Below are 26,604 nucleotides of genomic sequence, written 5' to 3' on the forward strand. Positions count from 1 at the left end.
AGCAGGCCCCTGATGCGACATCTCTTCGCCGGCATGCTGGCCCTGGCCGCCCTTTCGGCTACGGGCGGTGCCCACGCCGAGGCCCAGGCCTACCAGATCGACCCCGTGCACAGCTCGGTCGTGTTCAACGTTGACCACAACGGTTTTTCCCGCGCATTCGGCCGCTTGCGCATTACCGACGGTACCCTGAGGTTCGATCCTGCGAACTGGGCCGCGTCGTCGGTGGATGCAACGATCGACCTGGCGTCGGTCAACATGGGCGATGCCGAGTGGGACAAGGCGGTACGGGGCAGCAGCCTGCTCGATACCGAGCATGCGCGGACGGCACGTTTCACCAGCGACTCGGTGGAAAAGCGCACGGATGAGGAAGGCACCCTGCACGGGAAGCTGACCCTGCGCGGTGTCACCGTACCGCTCGACATTCCCTTCCGCGTGAACCGCGTCGGCAAGACGATCTACGGCCTGCATACCATCGCGGGCTTCTCGGCCAGCATCGTGCTCGACCGCACGCAGTTCGGCATGACCTCCAACACCGGCTCGGTCGGCACGCAAGTGACGGTCTGGCTGGAAATCGAAGCCATCCGCGGTGGCGAAAGCCCCGCCAGCCACGACAAGGAAACACCCGATGCCCATGCGCAGTGAGCCCACCCGCTGGAGCACCGTCGCCAAGACTTTCCATTGGCTCATGGCGTTGCTGATCCTTGGCAACGGCGCGTTCGCGCTGTGGATGGACGGCCTGAAGCCCTCGCTGAACAAGATCAACATGTTCGCGCTGCACAAGTCGATCGGCCTCACCGTGCTTGCGCTGTTCGTGCTGCGCCTGGCGTGGAAGATGTTCGACCGCCGACCAGCCGATGAACCCGCGCCGCGCTGGCAGCAGCTCGCTGCGCACGTCGTCCACGGGTTCCTGTACCTGCTGATCGTGGCCATCCCGCTCAGCGGCTGGGCGTTCAATTCCGCCCACGGCTTCCCCCTGCAGTATTTCAAGCAGTTCAACCTGCCGGCGCTCGTGGAAAAGAACGAAGATCTTTCCAATACGCTCGGCACGGTGCACGTGTATCTGTTCTGGCTGTTGTTGCTGGTGCTGGTCGCGCACGTCGGTGGCGCGCTCAAGCATCACTTCATCGACCGCGATGACACCCTCCGCCGCATGCTGCCGTTCGGGCGTGGCCGGCGGAACGCCCCCACCCCTCCCGGAGATACGCCATGATCCTGTCCACCCGCCGCCTTTCGGTTCTGGCCCTTGCCCTCGCCCTCCCGTTCGCCGCCTCCGCGGCGGATTACAAGGTCGGCCCCGGCAGCACGCTCGGCTTCAGCGGCAAGTTCCAGGGCCAGCAGTTCGATGGCTCGTTCGGCAAGTTCGATGCCGCGATCAGCTACGACCCGGCCAACCTGGCGACGGCGAAGTTCGATGTGACGGTGGACGTCGCCACGGCGAAGACCGGTGACAGCGACCGCGACAAGGCACTGCCGACGGCGGACTTCTTCGATGCGTCGAAATTCCCGAAGGCGCACTACGTCACCTCGGGCTTCACCAAGGATGCGAAGGGCAACGTCGTCGCGAACGGCACGCTGACCCTGCATGGCGTTTCCAAGCCCGTGCAGCTGAAGGTGGTGTTCAACCCCGCCGCGGGTGGTGCACGCCTGTCGGTCACCGGCAGCCTGAAGCGCCTCGATTTCGGCGTGGGCAGCGGTGAGTACAAGGACACCGGCACCATCGCCGATGACGTGCTGGTCAATGGCACGCTGAACCTGCTGCCGAAGTAAGTCGTGGGCGAAAGCTGGCGCAACCGCCTGCGCGGCCTTGCCGGCCGCTTCCGCCGTGACGCGCCCGCCGCGTCCACGGCGGATACGCGCGGCGGTGCCGTGGGCGCGAGCCTGCGCAGCCTGCTCGACGATGCATCGATCCCGGCCGACGTGCGCGCGGCCATGGCTTCCGATTTCCAACGCGTGGAAACGATGCTCGAACGCATCGAGCGCGAGGAATTGCACGTCGCCGTGTTCGGCCGGGTATCTGCCGGTAAGTCGGCACTCGGCAATGCACTGCTCGGGCGCGATGCGTTCGCCATGGGCGTGCTGCACGGCACGACCACGGAGGCCGACGCGGTGCGCCTGGACGAAGCGGCACACGCGGGCCTCGTGTTGATCGATACGCCGGGCATCAACGAACTCGGCGGGGAAGCGCGCGAAAAGCTGGCGTATGAAGTGGCCGAAGTCAGCGACCTGATCGTGTTCGTGGCCGATGGTGACCTCACCCGCGAGGAACGTGACGCCCTGCGCACGCTGGCCGCGACCGCTCGGCCGCTGCTGCTCGTGCTGAACAAGGCCGACCGCTATGGTGATGAAGAGCGCGATGGACTGCTCGAACGCCTGCGCGAGCACGCTGCGGGCCTGGTTCGTCGCGAGGACGTGCTGGCAGTGGCGGCACGGCCTGCGCCGCGCACGGTCGTAAGCGTGGATGCGCGCGGGCAGGAGACCGTGACGAGCGAGCCGCGCCCGGCCGATGTGGCCGCATTGAAGCAGCGCCTCGTGGCGATCGCGGAACGCGAGGGCAAGGCATTGGCGGCCATCCATGCCGGCTTGTTCGCGGGCCGCCTGACCGACCAGGTGACGGCGCGCATCGCGACCGCACGGCGCGAAGTAGCGTCCGGCGTCATTCGCCAGTACTGCATCGCCAAGGCCGTCGCGGTCGCGCTGAACCCGGTGCCCGTGGCTGATTTGCTGCTCGCCGGCGGGCTGGATGCCGCGATGGTCGTGCAGTTAAGCCGTGTGTACGGCTTGCCGCTGACCCGGGCGGAGTCCGGCCGTCTCGTGGCGGTGATCGGTACGCAGCTTGCCGCGCTGATGGGTGCCGTGTGGGGCGTGCAACTGGTTGCTTCCGCGCTGAAGGGGCTGAGTGGCGGGCTCTCCGTGGTGGTGACCGCCGCCGCACAGGGCGCGCTGGGCTGGTACGCCACCGTACTCATCGGCCGCGCGGCGGAACGCTACCTCGTGGCGGGTAAGTCGTGGGGTGACCATGGCGCCAAGCGCGCCGTCGCCGATGTCGTCGCGAGCCTCGACCGCGATTCGATCCTGCGTGAGGCGCGGGAGGAGATCCTGCGGCGGCTTAAGCGCTGAGGGTGCTCAATCGCGCGCAAGCGCGCTCCCACAGGGGCTAACGGAGGTGGGGGCGTGCGGGCTCTTGGGTGTGGGATACCCATCGCGCGCAAGCGCGCTCCCACAAGGGGCTAACGGTGGTTGGGGCGTGCGGGCTCTTGTGGGAGCGCGCTTGCGCGCGATCAGCCCGCCAGTTCCCGCGCCGCCACCGCATCGAACGGCCAGTCCAGCTCCACGCCGTCGCTGCGCCGCAACACCGGCACGCGCGCGCCATAGCGGGCTTCCAGCGTGTCGTCCTCGTCGATCCATACCGACGAGAACTCCGGGAAGCCGGCACCGGCCAGCACATCCAGGGCCTGGTCGCAGAGGTGGCAGTCATCGCGCTGGAACAGTGTGAACGCGTACATGCGGGGGTGTATGGGGCAGTCAGTGGTCGGGCGTAGAATAACCGGCTATTCCCCATAGCCAACCCCACGTCCAGCCATGGCAGTCAGCGTTTTCGACCTCTTCAAGATCGGCATCGGTCCGTCCTCCTCGCACACCGTCGGCCCGATGCGCGCCGGCGCGCGCTTCGCCGAGCACTGGCTGGAGGAAAAAGGCGTGCTCGAGCGCGTGGCGCGCGTGCGCTGCGAGCTGTTCGGCTCGCTGGCCATGACCGGTCGCGGCCACGGCACGGACAAGGCGGTATTGCTGGGTTTCGAGGGTGAATGGCCCGACCGGGTCGATCCGGACGGGATCCAGGCCACGCTCGAGCGCATCCGTTCGACGAAGCGCATCCGCATCCTCGGCCGCCACGAGATCGCCTTCGACGAGAAGGCCGACCTGGTGTTCAACAAGCGCCAGAAGCTCCCGTTCCACACCAACGGCATGCGCTTCTCCGCCTACGATGCCGAGGGCAACGAGCTGGCGACGCGCGATTACTACTCGGTGGGCGGCGGTTTCGTGGTGAACCCGGACGAGGCGGCGGAAGACCGCATCGTGGCCGATACCAGCGAGCAGCCCTTCCCGTTCTCCACCGGCGACCAGATGCTGGCCCTGTGCGCTGAGAACAATCTCACGATCGCCCAGCTCATGATGCGCAACGAGAGCATCTGGCGCACCGAGGAAGAAACCCGCGCGGGCCTGCTCACCATCTGGAAGGCCATGCAGGATTGCGTCGCCCGCGGGCTGCGCTCGCCGGGCACCCTGCCAGGCGGCCTGAAGGTGAACCGCCGCGCGCCGGCCATGGCGGCCGAGCTGCGCGCCCAGCCGGAAGCGGCGCTGCGCGATCCGCTGACGATCCTGGACTGGGTGAACCTCTACGCCCTGGCGGTGAACGAGGAAAACGCCGCCGGTGGCCGCGTGGTCACCGCGCCGACCAACGGCGCCGCGGGCATCGTCCCGGCCGTACTGCACTACTACCGCCATTTCTGCCCGGGCGCGAGCGAGGACGGTGTCATCACGTTCCTGCTCACGGCGGCCGCGATCGGCATCCTTTACAAGGAGAACGCCTCGATCTCCGGTGCCGAGGTCGGCTGCCAGGGCGAAGTCGGCGTAGCCTGCTCCATGGCCGCCGGCGGCCTCGCCGCGGCGCTGGGCGGCAGCGTGACCCAGGTGGAGAACGCGGCCGAGATCGGCATGGAACATAACCTGGGCCTCACCTGCGACCCGATCGGTGGCCTGGTCCAGATCCCGTGCATCGAGCGCAACGCCATGGGCGCCGTGAAGGCGATCAACGCCAGCCGCATGGCCCTCAAGAGCGACGGCAAGCACCACGTCTCGCTGGACAAGGTCATCGCCACCATGCGCGACACCGGCCGCGACATGAAGGATAAGTACAAGGAAACCTCGCGCGGCGGCCTGGCGGTCAACGTCATCGAGTGCTGAGCCGCCGAGCACTTGTGGGAGCGAGCTAGCGAGCGATGGGGCCGCGGAGGAGCTTCGTTCGCAAGCTCACTCCCACAAGGCTGTGATTATTTGGTCGGGCAGGCCCTGGGCAGCCGCTCAACGGTCTCAACGCGCACCGGTTCGTCCTGTCCCCACCAGTTGGCGACGGCCGTGTAGCAGATCCGCAGCTTGCCCTTGCGGGTGTCGAAACGCGGCTTGCTGGTATAGGCGAAGCAGGAAACCGAGGCCAGGTGGCCCAGTTCGCGCATGGTTATGGCGCAGCGCCGCACGGACTCGACCGGGTCTTCGCCCGGGTACAGGGTGAAGTAAAAACCCTTGGCTGTACGGTCATATGACTCCGAATCGATCAGCCGGCCCTTGTCGCTCCACGGCGTCTCGGCTGCGGCAATGCCGCATACCGATATGGCGACAAGCCATATGCCGTTGACGACTACCTTCGATCGCATTCGAACCCCTTCTTCCTTACCGCATCGGCCAGTGTATATCGATGTGCCCATCGTTTGCGTAGGGGATCGCTGGCTGACAGGGCGGCCGGGGGCTGTCATCATCCGGCCCTTGTGCCGCCCTGGGCCGGGTAACCCCGGCCCGTCCGACCGGAGTACCCATGTCCCACCACCATATCCGCCGCGATGTCGGCGCCTTCGCCCTGATGCTGACCGGCCTGGGCTCGATCATCGGCTCCGGCTGGCTGTTCGGCGCCTGGCACGCTGCCCAGCTCGCCGGCCCCGGCGCCATCTACGCCTGGATCATCGGTGCGGTGATCATCCTGTTCATCGCCCTGACCTACGCCGAACTCGGCGCCATGTTCCCCGAATCCGGCGGCATGGTGCGCTACGGCCACTATTCGCACGGTTCGCTGGTGGGCTTCATCGCCGGCTGGGCCAACTGGATCGCCATCGTCTCGGTCATCCCGGTCGAGGCCGAGGCCTCGGTCCAGTACATGGCCTCCTGGCCGTGGGAATGGGCGAAATGGACGAAGGACCTCTACGTCGTTACCGGCGGCCATGGCGAACTCACCCCGCCCGGCCTGGCCATCGCGGTGGTCCTGGTGTTCGTGTACTTCTTCCTGAACTTCTGGAGCGTGAAGCTCTTCGCGAAGAGCAACACGGCGATCACCGTGTTCAAGCTGGTGGTGCCCGCCGCCACCGGTATCGCGCTGATCTGCACCAGCTTCAACAGCGGCAACTTCCACATCGGCGCGCACGGTGGCACGCATGCCATCGACATCTCGTCGATCCTCACCGCGGTCGCCATCTCGGGCATCGTCTTCAGCTTCAACGGCTTCCAGAGCCCGGTGAACCTCGCCGGTGAAGCGCGCAACCCGGGCCGCAGCGTGCCGTTCGCCGTGATCGGCTCGATCCTGCTGGCTACCGTGGTCTATGTCCTGCTGCAGGTCGCCTTCATCGGCGCCGTGCCGCCCGACCAGCTCGCCCAGGGCTGGGCCGCGCTCGAGTACGCCTCGCCGTTCGCGCAGCTCGCCACCGCGCTGCTGATCAACTGGCTGGCGATCCTGCTGTACGCCGATGCGTTCGTGAGCCCCAGCGGCACCGGCGCCACGTACACGGCAACCACGGCGCGCATGATCTACGCCATGGAGCGCAACGGCCACCTGCCGAAGATCTTCGGTCATATCAACCCGCGCTTCGGCATCCCGCGCCCGGCGATGTGGCTCAACCTCGTCGTGAGCTTCATCTTCCTGTTCTTCTTCCGCGGCTGGGGCACGCTGGCGGCCGTTATCTCGGTGTCGACGATCATTTCGTACCTCACCGGCCCGGTCAGCGTCATGACGCTGCGCCGCACGGCACCGGAACTCAAGCGTCCGCTGCGCATCGCCGGCCTGCCGATCCTCGCCGCGCTCGCCTTCATCTTCGCCACCGAGCTGCTGTACTGGGCCAAGTGGCCGCTCACGGGCGAGATCATCCTCCTGATGGTCGTCGCACTGCCCCTGTACTTCTACTACACGGCGAAGAGTGGCTGGGAAGACTTCCGTCGCCACCTCAAGGGCGCGTGGTGGCTCATCGCCTACCTGCCGATCATGGCGGTGATCTCGTGGGCCGGCAGCAAGACCTTCGGCGGCCACGATTACATCCCGTACGGCTGGGACCTTGCGATCGTCGCGGTGTTCGGCGCGGTGTTCTATTTCTGGGGCGTGTCCTCAGGCTGGCGCACGCCGATGGTGGAAGCCGCACGGTTCGACCACGACGAGGAGCCGGGTGAACCGGCACTTCCGCCAAGCGCGGATGAGGCCGAGCGGGTTACCGGCCACCGTTGACGAGAAAGGGCGCCCCATGGGCGCCCTTTTTTTCGTCATGCATTTCCGGGCGCGACTGCTACGTCCAACGTCCTTGAATCAGATGGCGAGGACATCGCCCAGCAGCGCCTGCGCCGTGATCTCCGGCCCTGCCCCCGGCCCCTGGATCACCAGCGGCGTCGAGTGGTAGCGGGTCGTGGTCAGGGCGAATTGATTGTCCGTGCCGGACAACCGCGCTGCAGGATGTTCGGGTCCGACTTCGACCAGGCCCACGCGCGCGCGGCCGCGCTGGTTCAGGCGTGCGAGGTAGCGCAGCACCTTGCCGTTGGCCTTCGCCTCGGCATGCCGGCGCGCCAGCGGCTCGTCGAGTTCCTTCAGGCGCTCGAGGAAGGCACGGGTCTCCAGGCCGCGCAGGGTTTCAGGCACGAGGCTCTCGACTTCGACCTCGTCGGTGCCGAGCGCAAAGCCCGCGTGCCGCGCGATGATCAGCAGCTTGCGCGCCACGTCCTCGCCCGACAGATCCGAACGCGGATCCGGCTCGGTGAAGCCAAGGCGGCGCGCATCGCTCAATAGCGCAGAGAACGGACGCGAGCCGTCGTACTGGTTGAACAGCCAGGAGAGCGAACCCGAGAAGACGCCCTCGAGGGTGAGCAGGCTATCGCCGCAGCGGCGCAGGCGGCGCAGCGTGGAGAGCACGGGGAGACCCGCGCCCACCGTGGCGGCATCACCATAGATGGCGCCGCGGGCCGAAGCCGCCTGCAGCGCGCGCCAGCCCTGGAGGTGGCCGCCCGCAAGGGCCTTGTTGGCGGTGACCACGTGGTATCCACGTTCCAGCCACTCGGCATGCCGCGTGGCCTCCTTCGTACACGCCGTGGCATCGATGACGACCTTGCGCCCGGCACCGCTCGCGTCGAGCGCGGCGAGCAGCGGGCCGTTGTCGCGACCGTCGCGGGCTTTCGCCAGCGCATCGGCCACGTCGGCAGGGCGTAGACCATCGGCGAGTACATGCTGGCGACGCGAGTTGGCTGCGCCGACCAGGCGAAGCGTGCCTGCGGCAGGCGTGGCCAGCAGGGTCAGCAGCGCACGACCGACCACGCCGGTGCCCAGCAACACCACGGCGGTCTGCGGCGCCTCCGGCGCGAGGGGAGCCACCACCGCGCTCATGCGCCGACCTTGCGTTTCGAGGTGATGTTGGCGACCGCGGCGGCGCGTGCGAGCGCGGACTCGAGGTCGTCGATCAGGTCGTCACCATCCTCGATGCCAATGGAGAGGCGCAGCAGGTTGTCGGCGATACCCGCAACGCGACGTGCCTCGGGCGCCATGGCGGCGTGGGTCATCGTCGCGGGGTGGGCTACAAGGCTCTCGACGCCACCGAGCGATTCCGCCAGCGAGAAGTACTGGATGCCATCGACGAAGGCTTCGATGGCATCGTCACCACCGCGGAGTTCGAAGCTGAGCATCGCGCCAAAGCCCTTCTGCTGGCGCGCCGCCAGCGCGTGACCAGGATGCGAGACCAGGCCCGGGTAGTAAATGCGCTCCACCGCGTCATGTCCTTCCAGACGATCGGCGATACGGCGCGCGTTCTCTTCGTGGGCGCGCAGGCGCACGGCGAGCGTGCGTACGCCACGCAGGGTCAGGAAGCTGTCGAACGGCGAACCGGTCTGGCCGTTGCAGTTGCCCCACCACTTCAGCTGTTCGGCGACCGCCGGGTCGGCGGCAATCACCGCACCGCCCACGACGTCGCTATGGCCATTGATGTACTTGGTCGTCGAATGCAGGACCACGTCGGCACCGAGTTTCAACGGCTGCTGCAGCGCCGGCGAGAGGAACGTGTTGTCGACCAGCACCAGCGCGCCCACCGCATGCGCGGCCTGTGAAACGTGGCGCACATCGGTGATGCGCAACAGCGGATTCGACGGGGTCTCGATCCACACGAGCGCGGGCTTCGCGGCGAGGCCTTCGGCCAGCGCGGTCGGGTCGTTGAAGTTCACGAAGCGCACGCTGAAGCGGCCCTTCTTCGCCCACGCGTCGAGCAGGCGCCACGTGCCACCGTAGCAATCGTGCGACGCGATGACGAGCCCACCCGCCGGTACCAGCTCAAGCGCCAGCGCGACGGCCGACATACCGGTGTTGGTGACGACCCCGCCAGCACCCTCTTCCAGCTCGGTCAGCGCTTCCGCCAGCAGGTCGCGCGTGGGGTTCCCGCTGCGCGAATAGTCATAGGCGCGCTTGCGGCCGAAGCCTTCGAACGCATAGTTCGTGGAGAGATGCAGCGGCGGTACGACGGCGCCATGCTGCGTGTCGGATTCGATGCCGGCGCGGACGGCACGGGTACACAGGCGGGTTTCACGGGTCATGGTCAGAGGGCTCCGCAACAGTCGTTGAGTGCGTGACGCAGCACGGGGGCGAGCTGCACGGTTTCTTTGAGGAAGGCATCGTGGCCATAGGGCGAATCCACGACTTCGAGGGTCGCGGTGCCGCCGATGCGGCGCTGGAGTTCGCACAGGTCGGAGAGCGGGACCAGGCGATCGGAAGGGAAGCCCACCAGCGTCGTCGGTGCATGCACGCGCTCCGGCGCGATGTCGTGCAGGTCGATCGATTCGGAAAGCGCGAGGAAGCGCTGCGGATCGAAGCGCTCCACGAAGCGGCGGCCAGCATGCTCGAGGTAATCCTCGACCGGGAAATAGAAGCGACCGTCGCGCAGTTCGGGACCAGCAGCGAACCGGCGCGAGAACTCCTCGCTGCCACGGTACGTGGTCATCGCCAGCTGGCGGGCGAGCGCCAGCGCTTCATCCGTGCGGCCGGACTCGATGCCGAGGCGAACGATGCCGCGCTGCACGGAACGCTGCGCGGTGGAGAGCGGGTGCGGGCGATGCGCGCCGGCCAGCAACACGAGCGACTTCACCTTGTCGGCGTGGTTCGCGGCGAATGCGAGGCCGGTCATGGCGCCGTACGAGGAACCGATGAAGGCATGCACGCGGCCGATGCCCAGTTCGTCGACCAGCGCGGCAAGCGCCGCGGCCTGGTCTTCACTTGAGACCGAATCCACCCCGCCGATGTCGGCCGGCACGAGCCAGTCGATCGAGAGCACGCGGCACTGGGTGAGGTCGATGGCACCGCCTTCGGATACCAGCTCCTGCCACCAGCCCTGGCGCTCGCGACCGGCGCAGACATCGCGCGTCGCCGAGATACCGCCCTGCACGATCACCGTCGGTGCGTTCGGCGCGCCGCACCAGAGGTAACGCACGTCGGCCTGGATCGCTTCGCTGCCGTACTTCGGCGTGAAGGAAACGCGGCGGGTGCCGCGCTGCTCGGTGAGATCGGCAGCGCCACGTGGCGCGGCGGCGTCAGCCACTTCGGGGAGGGGGATCACGGTGAGGGGCTCTGCTGGCATGTCCGGGTTCCTGTCGGGTCGAGCCCTGCGGAGACCTGTAGCCGGACTGCCAGGCACGGCACGCGGAATCGCGCCCGGTCTGGACATGCCCATCTATCGGGTTGCGTGGCGAACCACGCACCGCAGGAGTTGGCACCGTTGCGGAAATCCGCAGGTTGCCCCGGCTTCAAAGGGCCTGTCCCTCAGCCGGTCTCGATGAGTGGAACCGAGGTTACGCGCCACCACCATGCATGTCAACAGCCGTATAGACGTCTAAACATCCAAAGTTCTTGCGGTACGTCGTTGTGGGAGCGCGCTTGCGCGCGATGGGGGTTGCCGCCAGGGCCATCGCGCGCAAGCGCGCTCCCACAGGGAACTGGGGGCCATGGCGGGTTAACATCGGGGCCATGGCTACCTACCCCACCCTCAGCGCCGGCATCGGCCACACGCCCCTCCTTCGCCTGCGCCAGGCCTCGGAGGCCACCGGCTGCGAGATCCTGGCCAAGGCCGAGTTCCTGAACCCGGGCGGGTCGGTGAAGGACCGCACGGCGCTGGGCCTGCTGGACGACGCCGAGCGGCAGGGCCTGCTCCGGCCCGGGGCCACGCTGGTCGAAGGCACGGCGGGGAACACCGGCATCGGCCTGTCCCTGCTGGGCAACAGCCGCGGGTACCGCACCATCATCGTCATGCCGGACACCCAGAGCCGCGAGAAGATCGACGCCCTGCGTGCCGCGGGCGCCGATGTCCGGCTCGTGCCGGCCGCGCCCTGGACCGATCCGAACCATTACGCCGCCACCGCCCGGCGGATCGCCGCGGAGCTGAACGCCGCGGACACGGGCAGCGCATGGTTCGCCAACCAGTTCGACAACCTCGCCAACCGCCAGTGGCACGAAGACCACACCGGCGCCGAGATCTGGGAGCAGACCGGCGGCCAGATCGATGGCTTTGCCAGCGCTTCCGGGACGGGTGGCACCATCGCGGGCGTGGGCCGGGCCCTGAAGGCCCGGCGCAAGGACATCCTGGTGGCGCTGGCCGATCCCGCCGGCTCGGCCCTGGCGAGCTACATCAACACCGGCGAAGCGAAGGCCGAAGGCAGCTCGATCACCGAAGGCATCGGCAATGGCCGGCTCACCGCCAATTTTCTCGACGCCCCGATCGACCTGGCCTGGAGCATCCCGGATACCGAGTCCGTCCCCGAGATCCACGCCCTGCTCCGCCAGGAGGGCTACTGCGTCGGCCTGTCCAGCGGTGTGAATATCGCCGGCGCCATCCGCCTGGCCCGCCACCTGGGCCCCGGCCACACCGTGGTCACGGCCCTGTGCGACAGCGGCATGCGCTACCAGGCCAAGCTGTTCAACCCCGCCTTCCTGCGCGAAAAGGGCATCGCCGTGCCGGACTGGCTTGAGGCGGCCTTCAAGGGGTAATTCCGCGCTAGAATATGGGGTTAGCCCTTCGACGCGACCCCAGATTCCATGTCTTCACACCTCACCGAGACCAAGCGGCGGCGCAGCTTCGCCATCGTCAGCCACCCTGACGCCGGCAAGACCACCCTGACCGAAAAGCTGCTGCTGTTCGGCGGCGCGATCCAGATGGCCGGCTCGGTGAAGAGCCGCAAGGCGGCCCGCCACGCCACCTCCGACTGGATGGCGCTGGAAAAGGAACGCGGCATCTCGGTCACCTCCTCGGTCATGCAGTTCCCGTACAACGGGGCCATCGTGAACCTGCTCGACACCCCGGGCCACGCGGACTTCTCGGAAGATACCTACCGCGTGCTCACCGCGGTCGACTCCGCGCTGATGGTGATCGACTGCGCGAAGGGCGTGGAAGAACGCACCATCAAGCTCATGGAAGTGTGCCGCCTGCGCGATACGCCGATCATGACCTTCATCAACAAGCTCGACCGCGAGGGCCGCTCGCCGATCGAACTGCTCGATGAGGTGGAGTCGGTGCTGGGCATTGCCTGCGCGCCGGTGACCTGGCCGATCGGCATGGGCTCGCGCCTCAAGGGCGTGTACCACGTGCTGCTCGATGAGGTGCACATCTTCGAGCCGGGCAAGAACTTCACGCGTCAGGATTCGACGATCTTCAAGGGCGGCCTGGACAACCCCGAACTGGTCGCGCGCATTGGCGAAGCGGCGCTGCAGGAAGCCCGCGACGAGCTCGAGCTCGTGCTCGGTGCATCCAACCCGTTCGACGTGGACGCGTACCTGTCAGGCAAGCAGACGCCAGTGTTCTTCGGCTCCGCCGTGAATAACTTCGGCGTGGAGCTGCTGCTCGAGTTCTTCGTGGAGCACGCGCCTTCGCCGCGCTCGCGCGATACGCTCACGCGTGAAGTGCTGCCGCAGGAAGAAAAGCTCACCGGCTTCGTCTTCAAGATCCAGGCGAACATGGATCCGGCGCACCGCGACCGCGTGGCGTTCATGCGCATCTGCTCGGGCACTTATACCGCCGGCATGAAGATGCAGCAGACGCGCACCGGCAAGGAAGTGCGCATCGCGAACGCGCTGACCTTCATGGCGAGCGATCGTGAAATCGTCGAGCGTGCTTATCCGGGTGACGTCATCGGCCTGCACAACCACGGCACCATCACCATCGGTGACACGTTCACCGAAGGCGAAGGCCTGTCGTTCACGGGTATCCCCAACTTCGCGCCGGAATTGTTCCGCCGCGCGCGACTGCGCGATCCGATGAAGATGAAGGCGCTGCAGAAGGGCCTGGCCCAGCTGTCCGAAGAAGGCGCAACGCAGTTCTTCCGCCCGCTCATGTCGAACGACCTGATCCTCGGCGCGGTGGGCGTGCTGCAGTTCGATGTGGTCGCGTACCGCCTGAAGGACGAATACAACGTCGATTCGTCGTTCGAGCAGGTAGGTGTGGCCACCGCCCGCTGGGTGCATTGCAGCGACGAGAAGAAGCTGGAGGAGTTCAAGGAAAAGAACGCCGCCAACCTCGCGATCGATGCGGCCGGCGAGCTGGTCTACCTCGCACCCACCCGCGTCAACCTCCAGCTTGCGCAGGAGCGCTGGCCGCAGGTGCGTTTCTCAGCCACGCGCGAGCACGCGGCTTCGATCGACGTCTGATCGATCGCCGTCGTGGGAGCGCGCTTGCGCGCGATCGGGGGTGCGGCAAGCACCCATCGCGCGCAAGCGCGCTCCCACAACAGCAGGGTCAGACCGGTGAGGGGTGGAGGAAACGGTGGATGGCGTGGACCACGACCGAGCCCTCGCCTACTCCTGCCGCCACGCGCTTGACCGAACCCGAGCGCACATCGCCCACCGCGAAGACGCCACGCAAGGTGGTCGCATACGGTGATGGCGTGGCGTAGCCATCGGCATCGCGGCCGGTGAGCACGAAGCCCTTCTTGTCGAGGTCGAGGCAGCCCTGCAGCCATGCGGTGTTGGGCTCGGCACCGATCATGACGAACAGCGCCGCCACCGTCACCCGCGTCTGTAGGTTGGTCTTCACGCAATACCAGCCGACTTCGCGCAGGTACGCGTCGCCATCGAGATGGTCGATCTCGCAGTACGGGTGCAGCGTGATGCTGGGCGACTGCAGGATGCGCTGCACGAGGTAATCCGACATCGTGGAGGCGAGGCCTTCGCCGCGGACCAGGATATGTACGTGTTTTGCCGTCCGCGCAAGGAACACCGCGGCCTGGCCGGCACTGTTGCCGCCACCGACCACCACGACCTCTTCGCCGGCGCAGAGCGTGGCTTCCATCGCCGTGGCGGCGTACTGGATGCCCTGCCCTTCGAAGCGCTCGTAATCCACCTGGGCCAGCTTGCGGTAACGGGCGCCCGTGGCGATCACCACCGCGCGCGCGGTCACCACGGTGTCGTTGCACAGGTGGAGGCGGTAGGGATGCGCGGAACAATCCATGTTGCGTACTTCCCGCGCCACGGCCATGTGCGCGCCGAACTTCATGGCCTGGACCTGGGCGCGCCCCGCGAGCGCCTGACCCGAGATGCCAGTCGGGAACCCAAGGTAGTTCTCGATCTTCGAACTCGTACCGGCCTGCCCACCCGGGGCCAGCCCCTCGAGGACCACGGTGTCCAGGCCTTCGGAGGCGGCGTACACAGCGGCAGCAAGACCCGCTGGGCCCGCACCGATCACAGCGACGTCGTATACATGGTCGCTGTCCAGCTCGATCGTGATCCCCAGTTCGTCGGCCAGCTCGGCGGTCGCGGGACACCGCAGGACCCGCCGGTCCGGAAGGATCACCACCGGGCATTCATCCGGCTGCAGGCCGAAACCTTCGATCAGGTGGCGCGCGTCGTCATCCCGGTCGGTATCGAGCAGGCGGTGTGGATAGCCATTGCGGATGAGGAAGCTGCGCAGCCGCACGGTATCCGCGGCATGCGCCGAACCCGCCAGCAGCACGCCACCCTGGCCGCTCTGGATCAGGCCGACCCGGCGCAGGATGAAGGCCCGCATGATGACTTCGCCGATATCCGGCTCGCCCGTGACCAGCCGGCGGAACCCGGCGGGATCGACACGGACCAGGCGCGAGTCGACGCCGGCACGGCCGTTCACCATGGTCTGGCGACCACTGAACAGATCCACCTCGCCGGTGAACTGGTGCACGCCATGGACGACGACGATGCGCGGCTGGCCGTCATCGCCCACGTCGAAGATCTCGATGCTGCCTTCGAGGACGAAGAAATAGTCGATGCGGCGCTGGCCGCGCTGGAAGAGCATGGTGCCCTTGGGGACCAGCTCCTCGACGCCGTAGCGGACGATGCGCGCCGCCATGTCGTCGTTGAGGCGGGGGAAGGTCTGCTCCTTCCGGTTCATCGGGCTCGAAGGATCGTTATCTTGCAGCGTCGACATCGGTGATTCCGGTGTTTTCGGGGCCAGTGCGCTTCCGTTCCGGAACGATACCGGGCGGACGGGGAACGATCTTGTATCGGAGCACCATCATGCCTGCGTAGACTGCACCACGCATCCGCCACAAGCCCCGAGCCATGTCCGCCAACGAAGCCGCCCCGCCACCATCGCTCCCCGCCCGCCTGCTCCGCTCGCCGGTGGCGCGCATCGTGATCTTCTTCGTCAGCCTCTTCCTGATCGGGATGGTCACCGGCCGCATCCACGCCAGCCTCGGCCCTTCGGGCGGCGCGGCCACGTCCGGCGAGATCACCGTGCTGGACGAGGTCTTCCACCTGCTCCCCGTGGTCCTCGCCTACTGGCTGCTCGTGCGCTCGATCGAGAACCGCCGGGTGGACGAGCTGGCGGCGCGCAAGTTCGCCCCGCACGTACTGGCCGGGATCGTCGGCGGCTTCGTCCTGTTCTCGCTGGTGGTCGGCGCGCTGTGGGCACTCGGCGCCTACGTCGTCCACGGCACCAACCCGGACGTCCCCTGGCTGGGCCTCATCCTGGGGCTTGGCGTGGGACCCGGCGTGCTCGAGGAGATCGTCAGCCGCGGCGTCCTGTTCCGCATCATCGAGGAAGGCCTGGGCACGTGGATCGCCCTCCTGCTGTCAGCCGCGGTGTTCGGCTTCCTGCACATCTGGAACCCGCATGCCACCGTCTGGAGCGCCCTCGCGATCGCCCTGGAGGCCGGCCTGCTGTTTGGCCTGATCTACCATGTGACCCGCTCCCTGTGGCTGTGCATGGGCCTGCATGCCGCCTGGAACGTCACCCAGGGGCCGTTCTATGGCATCGCGGTATCGGGCTTCGCGCAGAAGGGCTGGCTCGCCTCGACCCTGCAGGGGCCGGACTGGCTCACCGGCGGCGAGTTCGGCGCCGAGGCATCGGTGGTCGCCCTTTGCATCTGCTCCACGCTGACGGCGATATTGCTGGCCATCGCCATCCGCCGTGGGACCCTGGTCCCGCCGTTCTGGGCACGCCGCCGCATCAAGCCCGTCGCATAACCTGCCGATACTGTGTTGCCCGCCAAGGAAGGCGCCTGTTGATTCGTAGTACTAACTACGGCGAAGCGCCGCACCCCGTCCCACTACCGGTCATCGCATGACTTCCACCGACAAGCAGCGCAACTGGCTGGCCGACCAGCCCCTCCAGCGCAAGATCATCCTCGCCATCGGCGCCCTGCTCGCCCTGTTCGTGGCGGCGTGCATCGCCAACCTGGTTTCCCTGGGACGCGAGAGGGATACCCGTGCCTGGGCGACCCACACCTATGTGGTCCTGCTCACCCTGGCCGATGTGGGCGCGGACGCGCAGCAAAGGCAGGTCGCCGCGCGCGGCTACATGCTGACCCAGAACGATACCGAATATGCGGACTTCGAGGCCGCCGACCGGGATCTGTCGGCAAGCCTGGCGAAGCTGCGCGAGCTCACCGTCGACAACCCGCTGCAGGAGGGCCGGCTTGACCGGCTCCGCGACATGCTCGATCGGTGGAAGACCGAGGCGGTGAAGACCGGCATGGAGCCCATGCGAGCCATCGGCAATGCGGTGACGCCCGAAGGCGCCCTCGCCCGTGATGGCATCCGCCGGGACTACTTCGCCCGCCGGACCGTGGTGATGAGCGACATCCGCAAGCTCGTCGATGAGATGGCCGTGACCGAACGCGGCCTGCTCGACCGGCGCAACGCCGCGCTGGACACGACCCTGGCGACGACCCAGGCCGTCGACATCATTTCGTTGCTGCTGTGCCTGCTGGTCGGCGGGCTCGTCATCGCCATGACCTTCCGCCTCATCACGCGGCCGCTCGTGCGCATGACCGAGCTGATGACGCGCCTGGCCGCCCACGACCACACGATCGAAGTGCGCCAGCTGACCCGCCGCGACGAAATCGGCGAGATCGCCCGCTCCTTGCAGGTGTTCAAGACCATGGCGATCGAGACGGCCGGCCAGACCTGGCTCAAGTCCGCGATCACTACGATCTCCAACCGCCTGCAGGAGTGCACCACGTACCGCGAGTTTGCCGAGGCGCTGGTGTCGGAACTGGTCTCGTCGCTGAAGGCCGGCGTCGGCGTGTTCTACATCTACCGCGAGGACACCCGGCGCCTCGAGCTGACCGGGAGCTACGGCTTCCGCCAGCGCCGCCACGTGACCACGGAATACGCGCTCGGCGAGGGCCTGGTGGGCCAGGCCGCCGCCAACGGCCATGCCATCACCCTCCAGGACATCCCGGACGACTACACCCGGATCCACTCCGGCACGGGTGAGGCCGCACCACGCAGCGTCGTCGTCGTGCCCGTGATGTCCCGTGACACCCTGCTCGGCGTCATCGAGATCGCCAGCTTCGAACACCTCACCGGCCTGCAGGAACGCCTGCTCGACGAGCTGATGCCGATCGCTGCGCTTTCGCTGGAAAACCTGGCGCGCGCCCTGCGCACGCATGACCTGCTCGGGCAGACCCAGAGCCAGGCCGATGAACTGCGCGCGTCCGAAGAGGCGCTGCGCCACCAGCAGGATGCCCTGCAGACGACCAACAGCGAGCTGCATGCGAAGACCGCGGAGCTCCAGGAGCAGTCGCAGCGGCTGATCGCGTCCGAGGAAGAGTTGCGCGTGCAGACGGAAGAACTGCATGCCTCGAACGAGGAACTCCGCGAAAAGAGCCTGACCCTGAACCACCAGAAGGATGCGCTGGAGGCCCTGCAGAAGGAAACGCACGAGAAGGCCGAGGAGCTGGCCCGCGCAAGCCAGTACAAGTCCGAGTTCCTCGCCAACATGTCGCACGAGCTGCGTACGCCGCTCAACAGCCTGCTGATCCTGTCGCGCAGCCTCGCCGATAACGACGAAGAGAACCTCACCGGTGAACAGGTCGAGTCCGCGCGGATCATCCACGACGCCGGCTCCAACCTGCTGCGCCTGATCAACGACATCCTCGACCTGTCGAAGGTGGAGGCCGGCAAGATGGAGCTGATGGTCGACACGCTCCCGCTGGCCGACCTCGCGCGCACGCTCGGCCGCACGTTCAACCACGTGGCACAGGAAAAGAAGCTGGCTTTCGAGGTGAAGCTCGAGGATGGGTTGCCGGCCACTATCCGTACGGACGGGGGCAAGCTCGAGCAGGTGGTGAACAACCTGCTGAGCAATGCGTTCAAGTTCACCTCGCATGGCAGCGTGCGCCTGCACATCGCCCGCCCCGCGCGCGGCGCCGCGTTGCCCGCCGGGCTCGATCCGGAGCGCGCCATCTGCATCGCGGTGACCGACTCCGGCATCGGCATCCCGCCTGACAAATTCCAGCGGGTATTCCACGCGTTCGAACAGGTCGATGCGAGCACCAGCCGCCAGTACGGCGGCACCGGCCTCGGCCTCGCCATTTCGCGGCGCATCGCGATGCTGATGGGCGGCGACATCACGCTGGAAAGCGCTGTCGGCCAGGGCAGCACCTTCACCATTTTCCTGCCGGAGGATGCGCCCGATTCCGCCGGTGAACGCACCGACCCGGTCTCCCGCGAACAGGCGGCCGCGGAGGCGACCCTGCCGCTATCGCCATCGCTCATCGCCGAATCGATCGACGACGACCGCGCCGCGCTGGCACCGGGCGACACCATCATCCTCGTGGTCGAGGACGATCCCGCCTTCGCGCGCATCCTGGCCGACATGATCCACCGCAAGGGCCACCGCGTGCTGGCCGCCGCGGACGGTGAGACCGGGCTCGCGCTAGCCCGCCAGTACCGCCCGACCGGCATCCTGCTCGACGTCATGCTGCCCGGCATGGATGGCTGGACCGTCATCGACCGCCTCAAGCACGATGCCGCCACGCGGCACATCCCGGTCCATTTCATCTCGGCCACGGACGATGCGAGCCGCGGCATGGAACTGGGCGCCGTCGGCTTCCTCACCAAGCCGGTGAGCCGCGAATCGATCGCCACCGCGTTCGACCGCCTGCTCCATTTCGCCGAGGGGCGTACCCGCCACCTGTTGGTGGTCGATGACGACGCCAGCGCACGCGCGGCCGTGCGCACCCTGCTGAAAGACGACAACGTGGTGATCGAGGAAGCCGGGTCCGGCGAAGAGGCGCTCGCGAAGACCCAGGAAACGGCCTACGACTGCATCGTGCTCGACCTGGGCCTCCCCGGCATGTCGGGCATGGAGTTCCTCGAGCAGCTTTCCCAATCCGGGCACACGCCGCCCGTGGTCGTGTACTCCGGGCGCGATCTCTCGCGCGAAGAGAGCATGAAGATCCGCCAGTACACCGACAGCATCGTGGTGAAGGGCGCCCGCTCGCCCGACCGCCTGCTCGACGAGGTGAGCCTGTTCCTGCACTCGATCCGCCACGGTGGCGCAGCGGCGGCGGCGGAACGGCCGACGGCGGCGCGCGGCATGGATGAAGGCGACCTGCGTGGCCGACGCCTGCTGCTGGTCGACGACGACATGCGCAACCTGTTCGCGCTGTCGAAGGTGCTGCGTGGCAAGGGCATCGATGTCGTCATGGCGCAGGACGGCCAGAAGGCGCTCGACGCGCTGGACAAGGATCCCGAGCTGGAACTCGTGCTCATGGACATCATGATGCCGGTGATGGATGGCTACGACACCATGCGGGCGATCCGCGCCAAACCCGCGGTGGCCAACGTGCCGATCATCGCGCTCACGGCGAAAGCCATGCGCGGGGACAGGGAGAAGTGCCTCGAAGCGGGCGCTAACGACTACCTGTCCAAGCCGATCGACGTGGACCGGCTGCTCTCGATGATCCGCGTCTGGCTGCCGGCCCGGGTCTGAGGTGGATATCGAGGATATCGAAATCGAGCTGTTCGTCCGCGCCATGCAGCGCGCGCACGGCTACGACTTCAGCGAGTACGCGCCCGCTTCACTGAAGCGGCGCGTGCAGCAACTCGTGCGCACGCATGATGCGGGCACCATCAGTGAGTTGAACCGGCGCCTGCTGCACGAGGATGGTTTCGTCACCCGGGTCATCGAAGGCCTTTCCGTGCCCGTGTCGGAGATGTTCCGCGACCCGCCGGTGTTCCGTGCGCTGCGTGACAAGGTCCTGCCGGTGCTCGCCTCGTATCCGGAGATCAACATCTGGCAGGCCGGCTGCGCGCATGGGCAGGAAGTCTATTCGCTGGCCATCCTCCTCGAGGAGGCCGGCCTCTACGACCGCATGCGGATCTACGCCACCGACTTCAACGACGCCGCATTGCAGGCGGCCGCGGAGGGCATCTATGCCACCCGCGATGCGCGCGACTGGTCGCGCAACTACATCGAAGCCGGTGGACTGAAGTCCTTCAGCGACTACTACAGCGCGCGCTACGACTTCATCAAGCTCGACCAGCGCCTGCGCCGTAACGTCACCTTCTTCAACCACAACCTGGTCACCGATGAGGTGTTCTGCGAGGCACACCTCATCCTGTGCCGCAACGTGCTCATCTATTTCAACAACGCCTTGCAGGACCGCACGCTGGCCCTGTTCCGCGACAGCCTGGTCCGCGGCGGCTTCCTTTGCCTCGGGACGCGCGAGAACATCGACTTCTCGCCGGCGGCCAGCAGCTTCGTCGATATCGATGCCGGGCTGCGGATCTACCAGGCCGGTGGTACCAGCGCGAGGCCACTGGCGCGATGAAGCCGCGTACCGCCATCGCCATGGGCTGTAGCGCCGGCGGCCTCGCCGCCTTGCAGCACGTGCTGCCGCGGCTCGACAAGCGGCTGACCGTGCCCGTGGTCGTCTGCTGCCACACGGGCTCGGCGGATGTTTCGCTGCTGGTGGAACTGCTCGCCCGTGTCTCTGCCCTGCCCGTCGTGGAAGCCGCGGAGCGCGCGCCGGCGGACCCGGGCGTGGTGCACGTGGCACCCAGCGGCTACCACCTGCTGGTGGAACCGAACGCGCATTTTTCGCTTAGCGTGGATGCGCGGGTAACCTATGCAAGGCCATCGATCGACGTGCTGTTCGAAACAGCCGCCGGTGCATGGCAAGACGGCCTCGTGGCCGTGCTGATGACCGGCGCCAATTCGGATGGCGCCAACGGCCTGAAGGCCGTAAGGCACGCGGGTGGCTACGCGGTGGTCGAGGACCCGGCAACAGCGGTATCCGATGCGATGCCGCGGGCCGGACTCGATATCGCGGGCGCCGACGCCTGCCTGCCCCTCGACCAGATCGCGCAAAGACTCAACGAACTGTGCATGCCATGACCCCGATCCGCCCCAAGATCCTTGTCGTCGACGATACGCCGGCCAACCTTGTCGCCATGCGCCGCCTGCTGGCCCGCGCGGACGCCGATATCTTCGAGGCCGCGAATGGCAACGATGCCCTCGCGCTCTGCCTCGACCACCAGTTCGCCCTGGTCCTGCTCGACGTGAACATGCCGGGTATGGATGGCTTCGAAGTCGCCGAGCTGATCGGCGAGACGGAGCACCTGAGCGAGACCCCCATCATCTTCGTCACGGCCGCCTACGCCGACGATATCAACCGGATGAAGGGTTATACGGCGGGCGCCGTGGATTACATCGCCAAGCCGATCAACGACGCGATCCTGCAGTCGAAGGTGAAGATCTTCCTCGAGCTGTACCGGGCGCGCGCGCTTCTGCAGCATGCGCTCGATGAGCTCTCCGTGCGCAACCAGCAGCTCACCAGCGAGGTCGCCGAGCGCACCCGCATGGAACAGCTGGTCCGCCACCAGGCGACGCACGATGCGCTCACCGGCCTGCCCAACCGCGTGTTGTTCCGCGAGCGGCTCGAAGCCGCACTGGCCGCGGCGAATACGGGCGGCGCGCCCTTCGCCCTCGCGTATATCGATATCGACGGGTTCAAGGGCGTCAACGATGGCCACGGCCATGCCGCCGGCGACGAACTGCTGAAGGCGATCGCCGCGCGCATCGATGCGCGCACGCGGGGTACCGATACGGTGGCTCGCCTCGGCGGTGACGAGTTCGCGGTGCTCCTGCATGACACGGGTGACGGCAGCGCGGCGCTGGCCCGCTGCCAGTCGCTGTGCGATACCGTCGCCGAGCCCTACACGCTGAATGTCGCGGACCTGCGTATCCCGGCGAAAATCGGCGCGAGCATCGGCGTCACGCTGTTCCAGCCGGGCGATGCATACGACCGTCTCGTCTCAACCGCCGACGAGGCCATGTACGAGGCCAAGCGTGGCGGCAAGAACCGCTGCGTCCTCAGGTAAGGGTCGCCAGGAACGCTTCCAGCACCGCGCCGCGGTATCGCTGCCGGTGTAGCAGCACCGACAGCGTCCGGCGCAGGTCGAGGAACGGCGTCGGCAACACCACCATGCGCCCGGTCGCCACGGCGTCCACGACGGCCACCTCCGGCAGGCATGCGATGCCCAGGCCGGCGATCACCGCCTGCTTGATGGCCTCGGACTGGTCCAGCTCCAGCACGGTCCGGCCTTCCGGAAGCTCGGCCAGCGCGCGTTCGCTCAGGGCGCGCGTGGCCGAACCTCGCTCACGAAGCACCCAACGTTCGCCCGCGAAGTCTTCGCGCTTCAGCCGCTTCTTTCCTGTGAGGGCGTGGCCGGGGCGCGCGCAGACGACCAGGCGATCTTCGCGCCACGGTCGTGCTTCGAGCGCGGGGTGCGTGACTGGCCCCTCGACGCATCCGATGTCCACGTCGTGATCCAGCACCCCGCGGGCGATGCGGTCGGTGTTGGCTACCGTAAGGCGCAAGGCCACCGCGGCGTGCGTATCGACGAACGGACCGACGAGGTCACCGACGAGGTAATTGCCCACGGTGTTGCTCGCGCCCACGCGTAGTTCGCCGGCGAGGCCCGTGACCGCGCCTGAAGCGCGGCGGGCGAATTCCGCATGGCGCTCGACCAGTTCACGCGCGAGCGGTAGCAGGCTGCGGCCGCGGTCGTTGAGGCGCAGGCGGCCACGCTCCCGGTCGAACAGCGGCTCGCCGATCAGGCGCTCCAGCTCACCCAGCGCCATGGACGCTGCCGGCTGGCTGAGGTGGAGGCGCTCGCTGGCGGCGCGCACGCTACCGGTGGTTGCGATGTCGACGAAGACTTCGAGCTGGCGCGGGCTGAAGGCGTGCATAAGCGAACCTTATGCATCCGATCAGCTATTTTCAATATGCTTATGGGATGGCTGGCGGGACAATATCGGCGTCCCAAGTGAAAAGGCTCTGCCCGTGTCCGCCGTTACCGCCGCACCCCAACCCGAATCCCGCCTCCCCGGCCTCGCCCTCGCCCTCGCTGTCGCAGCCGTTGCGTTCGGTCTGGGCCGCCTCATGCCCTTGGTTGGCGGTGCCGTCTGCGGCATCGTCCTCGGCATCCTCGTGCGGCACTTCGCGGCACCCTCGGCCCGGTTCCAGCCAGGCATCCGTTTCGCCGGCAAGCAGATCCTGCAGTGGTCGATCATTGCCCTTGGTTTCGGCCTGAGCCTCAACCAGGTCGCGAAGACGGGCCTCGAGTCACTTTCTGTCACGCTCGCCACCGTGGCGGCCGCCGGGCTCACCGCCTGGATACTCGGCCGCGTGCTACGCGTGCACGACAAGCTGCAGGTGCTGATCGGGATAGGTACCGCCATCTGTGGCGGCTCGGCCATCGCCGCCGTCGTGCCGATCATCAAGCCGGACGACCATGACACGGCGTTCGCCATCAGCACCATCTTCCTGTTCAACCTCGTTGCCGTGCTGCTCTTCCCGCTGCTTGGCCATGCCATTGGCCTCTCCGACCTCGGCTTCGGCCTGTGGGCGGGCACGGCGATCAACGACACCTCGTCGGTGGTCGCAGCCGGCTACAGCTACAGCCACGCCGCGGGCGATTACGCGACCATCGTGAAGCTCACCCGCGCCACGCTGATCATTCCCATCAGCCTCGCCATCGCTTTCATCGTGGCATGGAAGCAGAAGCGCGGCGGCGCCGGCGACTTCAGCCTCGCCAAGATTTTTCCCTGGTTCATCCTGTGGTTCCTGGTCGCCTCGGGTGTGCGTACCGCCGGACTGGTACCGGAATCGATCGTCCCGGTGATCCATTTCATCGCCGAGTGCCTGATCATCGTCGCGCTCACCGCCATCGGCCTCTCCGCCGACCTGCGCCGCATGGCGAAAACCGGCCCGCGGCCCATCCTGCTCGGCCTTGGTACGTGGGCTGCTGTCGCGCTGGTTAGCCTTCTTGTGCAGCATCTGATCGGGCGCTGGTAACGAACGTAGCCAATTCGGTTACGTTCGTAGCGCGATTGGCTACATGCAGGCCGCCCTCGACGTATTGCGGCTTCTAAACCGAGTCCCTAAGCATGAATCGCCGCGAGCAGGCGGAGATTCAACGCGTGCTGTTGCTCCTGCCAGTCGCGCAGGCGTAGCGGGTCAATGTCGGGTTGATCGTCCATGGCGCTGAGCCGCCGCTTCCACCATGTCTTGTAGGTGTAGCGCGAGATATCGCCCGTGATATCGCTGGCGAGGATGCGGCCGCGCAGGCTGTGGATGATCGCCGCGCCGCCGTCTTCGCTCAGGGTGCCCTGGTCCCAGTTGGTCGTCGCCACCTCGGGCGCATAGGCGTCCTTGTCGATCGAGAGGTACACCGGTTGCCCTGCGCGGGTCTGGGAAGAGACGAACGCGTCCACCATCGCGTCGCTGCTGCTGAACGAGCGGAACGCGTCGCCCACACCGAGCCTGTTAGCCCAGCCCGTATCCACCCCATTCGACCAGTACGTGAGCTTGCCGTTCTTCAGCGGGGCAAGGTAGTTCTCCCAGGCATGGCCCTTGCCGATATCCTGCGAGGTGATGCCGACGACGTGGACATGGCTGACCCGTGGCAGCGCGGCCACCCGACGCACCCATGAGCCGCAGTGCACGCCGAACGGGAAGCGCATGTTGTCAGGATGATTGTCGAGCACCACGACCTGGAACGCCTGCTCGCCACGGACGCGCGCCACCAGCGGCCAGGTCAGATGATGGAAATCCCCGCTACCCAGGAACACCGTGCCGTGCTCACGAGGCAACGAGGCGTCGAGGGTCTGGCCCAAGCGTCGAAGCTTGCCGAGCGAACAGCCGAAGCGCACGCCCTCCTCGTGCTCCCGCAGCGGCAGTACCAGACGGTCCGGTAGCTCACCGACCGACCCGTCGAGATCAAGGACGATGGGTTGCGAGGTCATCGGATGCCCAGTGCATATCGGGTTCGAAGTGATGGATAAGGCGAGAGGCGACCGCCCGGAGAAACGGGTTGCGGATATAGACGGCATGTCGCGTCATGTGGAAGCGCGCCCCCAGGCTCCGCTTCACCTCGGGATCGGTCCACCCGGCGACATAGTGGGTCAGCCCCCGCGCAAGTGCGTACTCGAGGTTGACGAACCAGCTGACGAAGTACAGGTCGAGCTCACGCGCCGCCGGATAGGCAAAGCCGATGTACTTGTCGACCAGCTTCCCGCCGTGCTCGTAGCAGAGGTTCCAGCCGATGAGCCGGCCTTCATGCCGGTAAGTAAATACCACCCCGCCAGGCTCACGCAGGGTGGCCGCGAAAAAGTCGCGGGAAAGCTTGTCGAAGTGCACGTCGCTCTGGGCGTACACGTTCTCGAAGAGGGTGTAGAAGGCGTCAACCGTCGCGTCGTCGGCGAAGGCGTCGCCCGTCGGTACGCACGCGACTTCCAGGTGCTGACGCGAGCGCAGTTTGCGGCGGAGATTCTTCCGCCGGGACGAGGAAAGCCGCGAGAGGTAATCGTCGACGGAAGAGAAATCGATCGGTACGTACGCCAGGGCCTGACCCTCGACGATCAGATAGCCCTTCGCTCGCGCGGCATCGACGAAGCGCGCCGTCCAGCCACGTTCGGCGACGGAGGTCAGCGGCGAATCGACGGCCAGGTCCTTCACGATCAGCAGGGGATGCGTGCGGCCCTGTGCATCAGCGAGGTCCGCGGCAACCTTCACCGGATCACTCGCCTTGCTGAACAGTGAATACTCGGAGACCGTGGTCCCGGCAAAGCAGGCGCGCACCGTGAGCGCGCGCCTGACCAGTGCCTGTAGCGGAAGTCTTGCGACACGCTGGCGCAGTGCATCGTCCGCGGTCGTCAGCAGATCGAAATCCGCCGCGAAAAGCGGAGCACCATCCACCGCACGGAGGGGTGAGAATCCCTGCGGCGGATGGCGCTCAAAATGCTTGAGCAGGGCATCCGGCTCAAGCTGGTTCACGAAGGCCATCGCAGACCAACC

23 protein-coding genes and 1 riboswitch are annotated in these 26,604 nt (G+C 66.9%); of the genes, 14 read left to right on the forward strand and 9 right to left on the reverse strand.

Annotation, left to right across the window (positions count from 1 at the left end; genetic code table 11):
- Window positions 1-12: 12 nt before the first annotated feature.
- Genes ACZ6YI_RS01760 through ACZ6YI_RS01775 form a run of 4 tightly spaced genes read left to right on the forward strand, consistent with a single transcriptional unit; the run spans window position 13 to window position 3,117 of the window.
- Window positions 13-642, forward strand: coding sequence for a YceI family protein (locus ACZ6YI_RS01760; RefSeq protein WP_465777158.1), 630 nt, complete (start codon window positions 13-15; stop codon window positions 640-642).
- Complete coding sequence (locus tag ACZ6YI_RS01765) at window positions 626-1,210, forward strand: cytochrome b (RefSeq protein WP_440326936.1); 585 nt, start codon at window positions 626-628, stop codon at window positions 1,208-1,210. Before ACZ6YI_RS01760 ends, ACZ6YI_RS01765 begins: the two co-directional genes overlap by 17 nt.
- The gene (locus tag ACZ6YI_RS01770) at window positions 1,207-1,767 is read left to right on the forward strand and encodes a YceI family protein (protein WP_465777159.1); all 561 of its coding nucleotides are present in this window, start codon (window positions 1,207-1,209) and stop codon (window positions 1,765-1,767) included. Before ACZ6YI_RS01765 ends, ACZ6YI_RS01770 begins: the two co-directional genes overlap by 4 nt.
- Window positions 1,768-1,770: 3 nt before the next feature.
- Window positions 1,771-3,117 carry a DUF697 domain-containing protein gene (locus tag ACZ6YI_RS01775; RefSeq protein ID WP_465777160.1) on the forward strand — a complete coding sequence of 449 codons (1,347 nt, stop codon included), beginning with the start codon at window positions 1,771-1,773 and terminating at the stop codon, window positions 3,115-3,117.
- A gap of 161 nt (window positions 3,118-3,278) precedes the next feature.
- On the opposite strand, the gene ACZ6YI_RS01780 is transcribed toward ACZ6YI_RS01775, so the two are convergent.
- Window positions 3,279-3,503 (reverse strand): glutaredoxin family protein, encoded by a 225-nt coding sequence (locus ACZ6YI_RS01780; RefSeq protein WP_465777161.1) that lies wholly within the window; start codon window positions 3,501-3,503, stop codon window positions 3,279-3,281.
- A gap of 76 nt (window positions 3,504-3,579) precedes the next feature.
- Between ACZ6YI_RS01780 and ACZ6YI_RS01785 the strand changes: the two genes are divergently transcribed.
- Window positions 3,580-4,962, forward strand: a complete 1,383-nt coding sequence (locus ACZ6YI_RS01785) for an L-serine ammonia-lyase (RefSeq protein ID WP_465777162.1) — start codon at window positions 3,580-3,582, stop codon at window positions 4,960-4,962.
- Between the two features lie 86 nt (window positions 4,963-5,048).
- Here ACZ6YI_RS01785 and ACZ6YI_RS01790 read toward each other — a convergent pair whose 3' ends face one another.
- Complete coding sequence (locus ACZ6YI_RS01790) at window positions 5,049-5,429, reverse strand: hypothetical protein (protein ID WP_331645574.1); 381 nt, start codon at window positions 5,427-5,429, stop codon at window positions 5,049-5,051.
- A gap of 158 nt (window positions 5,430-5,587) precedes the next feature.
- Between ACZ6YI_RS01790 and ACZ6YI_RS01795 the strand changes: the two genes are divergently transcribed.
- Entirely contained in the window at window positions 5,588-7,255 is a 1,668-nt protein-coding gene (locus ACZ6YI_RS01795) for an APC family permease (RefSeq protein WP_440326928.1), read from the forward strand.
- Between the two features lie 78 nt (window positions 7,256-7,333).
- On the opposite strand, the gene ACZ6YI_RS01800 is transcribed toward ACZ6YI_RS01795, so the two are convergent.
- The 3 genes from ACZ6YI_RS01800 to metX are packed head-to-tail and all read right to left on the reverse strand — an operon-like array spanning window position 7,334 to window position 10,628.
- The gene (locus tag ACZ6YI_RS01800; RefSeq protein WP_465777163.1) at window positions 7,334-8,398 is read right to left on the reverse strand and encodes a homoserine dehydrogenase family protein; all 1,065 of its coding nucleotides are present in this window, start codon (window positions 8,396-8,398) and stop codon (window positions 7,334-7,336) included.
- Window positions 8,395-9,591, reverse strand: a complete 1,197-nt coding sequence (metB, locus tag ACZ6YI_RS01805; protein ID WP_465777164.1) for a cystathionine gamma-synthase — start codon at window positions 9,589-9,591, stop codon at window positions 8,395-8,397. Before metB ends, ACZ6YI_RS01800 begins: the two co-directional genes overlap by 4 nt.
- Before the next feature lie 2 nt (window positions 9,592-9,593).
- Window positions 9,594-10,628, reverse strand: coding sequence for a homoserine O-succinyltransferase MetX (gene metX / locus ACZ6YI_RS01810; protein WP_465777165.1), 1,035 nt, complete (start codon window positions 10,626-10,628; stop codon window positions 9,594-9,596).
- Window positions 10,629-10,714: 86 nt separating this feature from the next.
- Window positions 10,715-10,830: riboswitch (SAM riboswitch) on the reverse strand.
- 184 nt (window positions 10,831-11,014) lie between these two features.
- Here metX and ACZ6YI_RS01815 point away from each other — a divergent pair.
- Window positions 11,015-12,031 carry a cysteine synthase A gene (locus ACZ6YI_RS01815; protein ID WP_465777166.1) on the forward strand — a complete coding sequence of 339 codons (1,017 nt, stop codon included), beginning with the start codon at window positions 11,015-11,017 and terminating at the stop codon, window positions 12,029-12,031.
- Window positions 12,032-12,079: 48 nt separating this feature from the next.
- Window positions 12,080-13,684 (forward strand): peptide chain release factor 3, encoded by a 1,605-nt coding sequence (locus tag ACZ6YI_RS01820; RefSeq protein WP_465777167.1) that lies wholly within the window; start codon window positions 12,080-12,082, stop codon window positions 13,682-13,684.
- 88 nt (window positions 13,685-13,772) lie between these two features.
- Here the strand turns inward: ACZ6YI_RS01820 and ACZ6YI_RS01825 are convergent, their stop codons facing one another.
- Entirely contained in the window at window positions 13,773-15,434 is a 1,662-nt protein-coding gene (locus tag ACZ6YI_RS01825) for an FAD-dependent oxidoreductase (RefSeq protein ID WP_465777168.1), read from the reverse strand.
- Between the two features lie 134 nt (window positions 15,435-15,568).
- Here ACZ6YI_RS01825 and ACZ6YI_RS01830 point away from each other — a divergent pair, with 134 nt between their 5' ends.
- The 5 genes from ACZ6YI_RS01830 to ACZ6YI_RS01850 all read left to right on the forward strand — a co-directional run bounded on the left by ACZ6YI_RS01830 (window position 15,569) and on the right by ACZ6YI_RS01850 (window position 22,624).
- A complete protein-coding gene (locus ACZ6YI_RS01830) occupies window positions 15,569-16,474 on the forward strand; it encodes a lysostaphin resistance A-like protein (RefSeq protein ID WP_465777169.1) in 906 nt (301 codons plus the stop codon).
- A gap of 97 nt (window positions 16,475-16,571) precedes the next feature.
- Window positions 16,572-20,231 (forward strand): response regulator, encoded by a 3,660-nt coding sequence (locus tag ACZ6YI_RS01835; protein ID WP_465777170.1) that lies wholly within the window; start codon window positions 16,572-16,574, stop codon window positions 20,229-20,231.
- A 1-nt stretch (window position 20,232) separates the two neighbouring features.
- Window positions 20,233-21,072: a CheR family methyltransferase gene (locus ACZ6YI_RS01840; protein WP_465777171.1), complete on the forward strand. Its 840-nt coding sequence runs from the start codon at window positions 20,233-20,235 to the stop codon at window positions 21,070-21,072.
- Window positions 21,069-21,638, forward strand: a complete 570-nt coding sequence (locus tag ACZ6YI_RS01845; RefSeq protein ID WP_440323965.1) for a chemotaxis protein CheB — start codon at window positions 21,069-21,071, stop codon at window positions 21,636-21,638. Before ACZ6YI_RS01840 ends, ACZ6YI_RS01845 begins: the two co-directional genes overlap by 4 nt.
- Window positions 21,635-22,624 carry a diguanylate cyclase domain-containing protein gene (locus tag ACZ6YI_RS01850; protein WP_465777172.1) on the forward strand — a complete coding sequence of 330 codons (990 nt, stop codon included), beginning with the start codon at window positions 21,635-21,637 and terminating at the stop codon, window positions 22,622-22,624. Before ACZ6YI_RS01845 ends, ACZ6YI_RS01850 begins: the two co-directional genes overlap by 4 nt.
- Here the strand turns inward: ACZ6YI_RS01850 and ACZ6YI_RS01855 are convergent.
- On the reverse strand, window positions 22,617-23,495 hold the full coding sequence (locus tag ACZ6YI_RS01855) for a LysR substrate-binding domain-containing protein (protein WP_465777173.1): 879 nt from the start codon (window positions 23,493-23,495) through the stop codon (window positions 22,617-22,619). The genes ACZ6YI_RS01850 and ACZ6YI_RS01855 overlap by 8 nt on opposite strands.
- A 94-nt stretch (window positions 23,496-23,589) precedes the next feature.
- Here ACZ6YI_RS01855 and ACZ6YI_RS01860 point away from each other — a divergent pair, with 94 nt between their 5' ends.
- Window positions 23,590-24,603 carry a YeiH family protein gene (locus tag ACZ6YI_RS01860; protein WP_465777174.1) on the forward strand — a complete coding sequence of 338 codons (1,014 nt, stop codon included), beginning with the start codon at window positions 23,590-23,592 and terminating at the stop codon, window positions 24,601-24,603.
- An 86-nt stretch (window positions 24,604-24,689) separates the two neighbouring features.
- Here the strand turns inward: ACZ6YI_RS01860 and ACZ6YI_RS01865 are convergent, their stop codons facing one another.
- Window positions 24,690-25,553 carry an arginase family protein gene (locus ACZ6YI_RS01865; RefSeq protein ID WP_465777175.1) on the reverse strand — a complete coding sequence of 288 codons (864 nt, stop codon included), beginning with the start codon at window positions 25,551-25,553 and terminating at the stop codon, window positions 24,690-24,692.
- Window positions 25,528-26,592 carry a GNAT family N-acetyltransferase gene (locus ACZ6YI_RS01870; protein WP_465777176.1) on the reverse strand — a complete coding sequence of 355 codons (1,065 nt, stop codon included), beginning with the start codon at window positions 26,590-26,592 and terminating at the stop codon, window positions 25,528-25,530. The genes ACZ6YI_RS01865 and ACZ6YI_RS01870 overlap by 26 nt, the downstream gene beginning before the upstream one ends.
- Window positions 26,593-26,604: the final 12 nt, after the last annotated feature.

It is taken from the genome of Luteibacter sp. NPDC104163 (genome assembly GCF_055584245.1).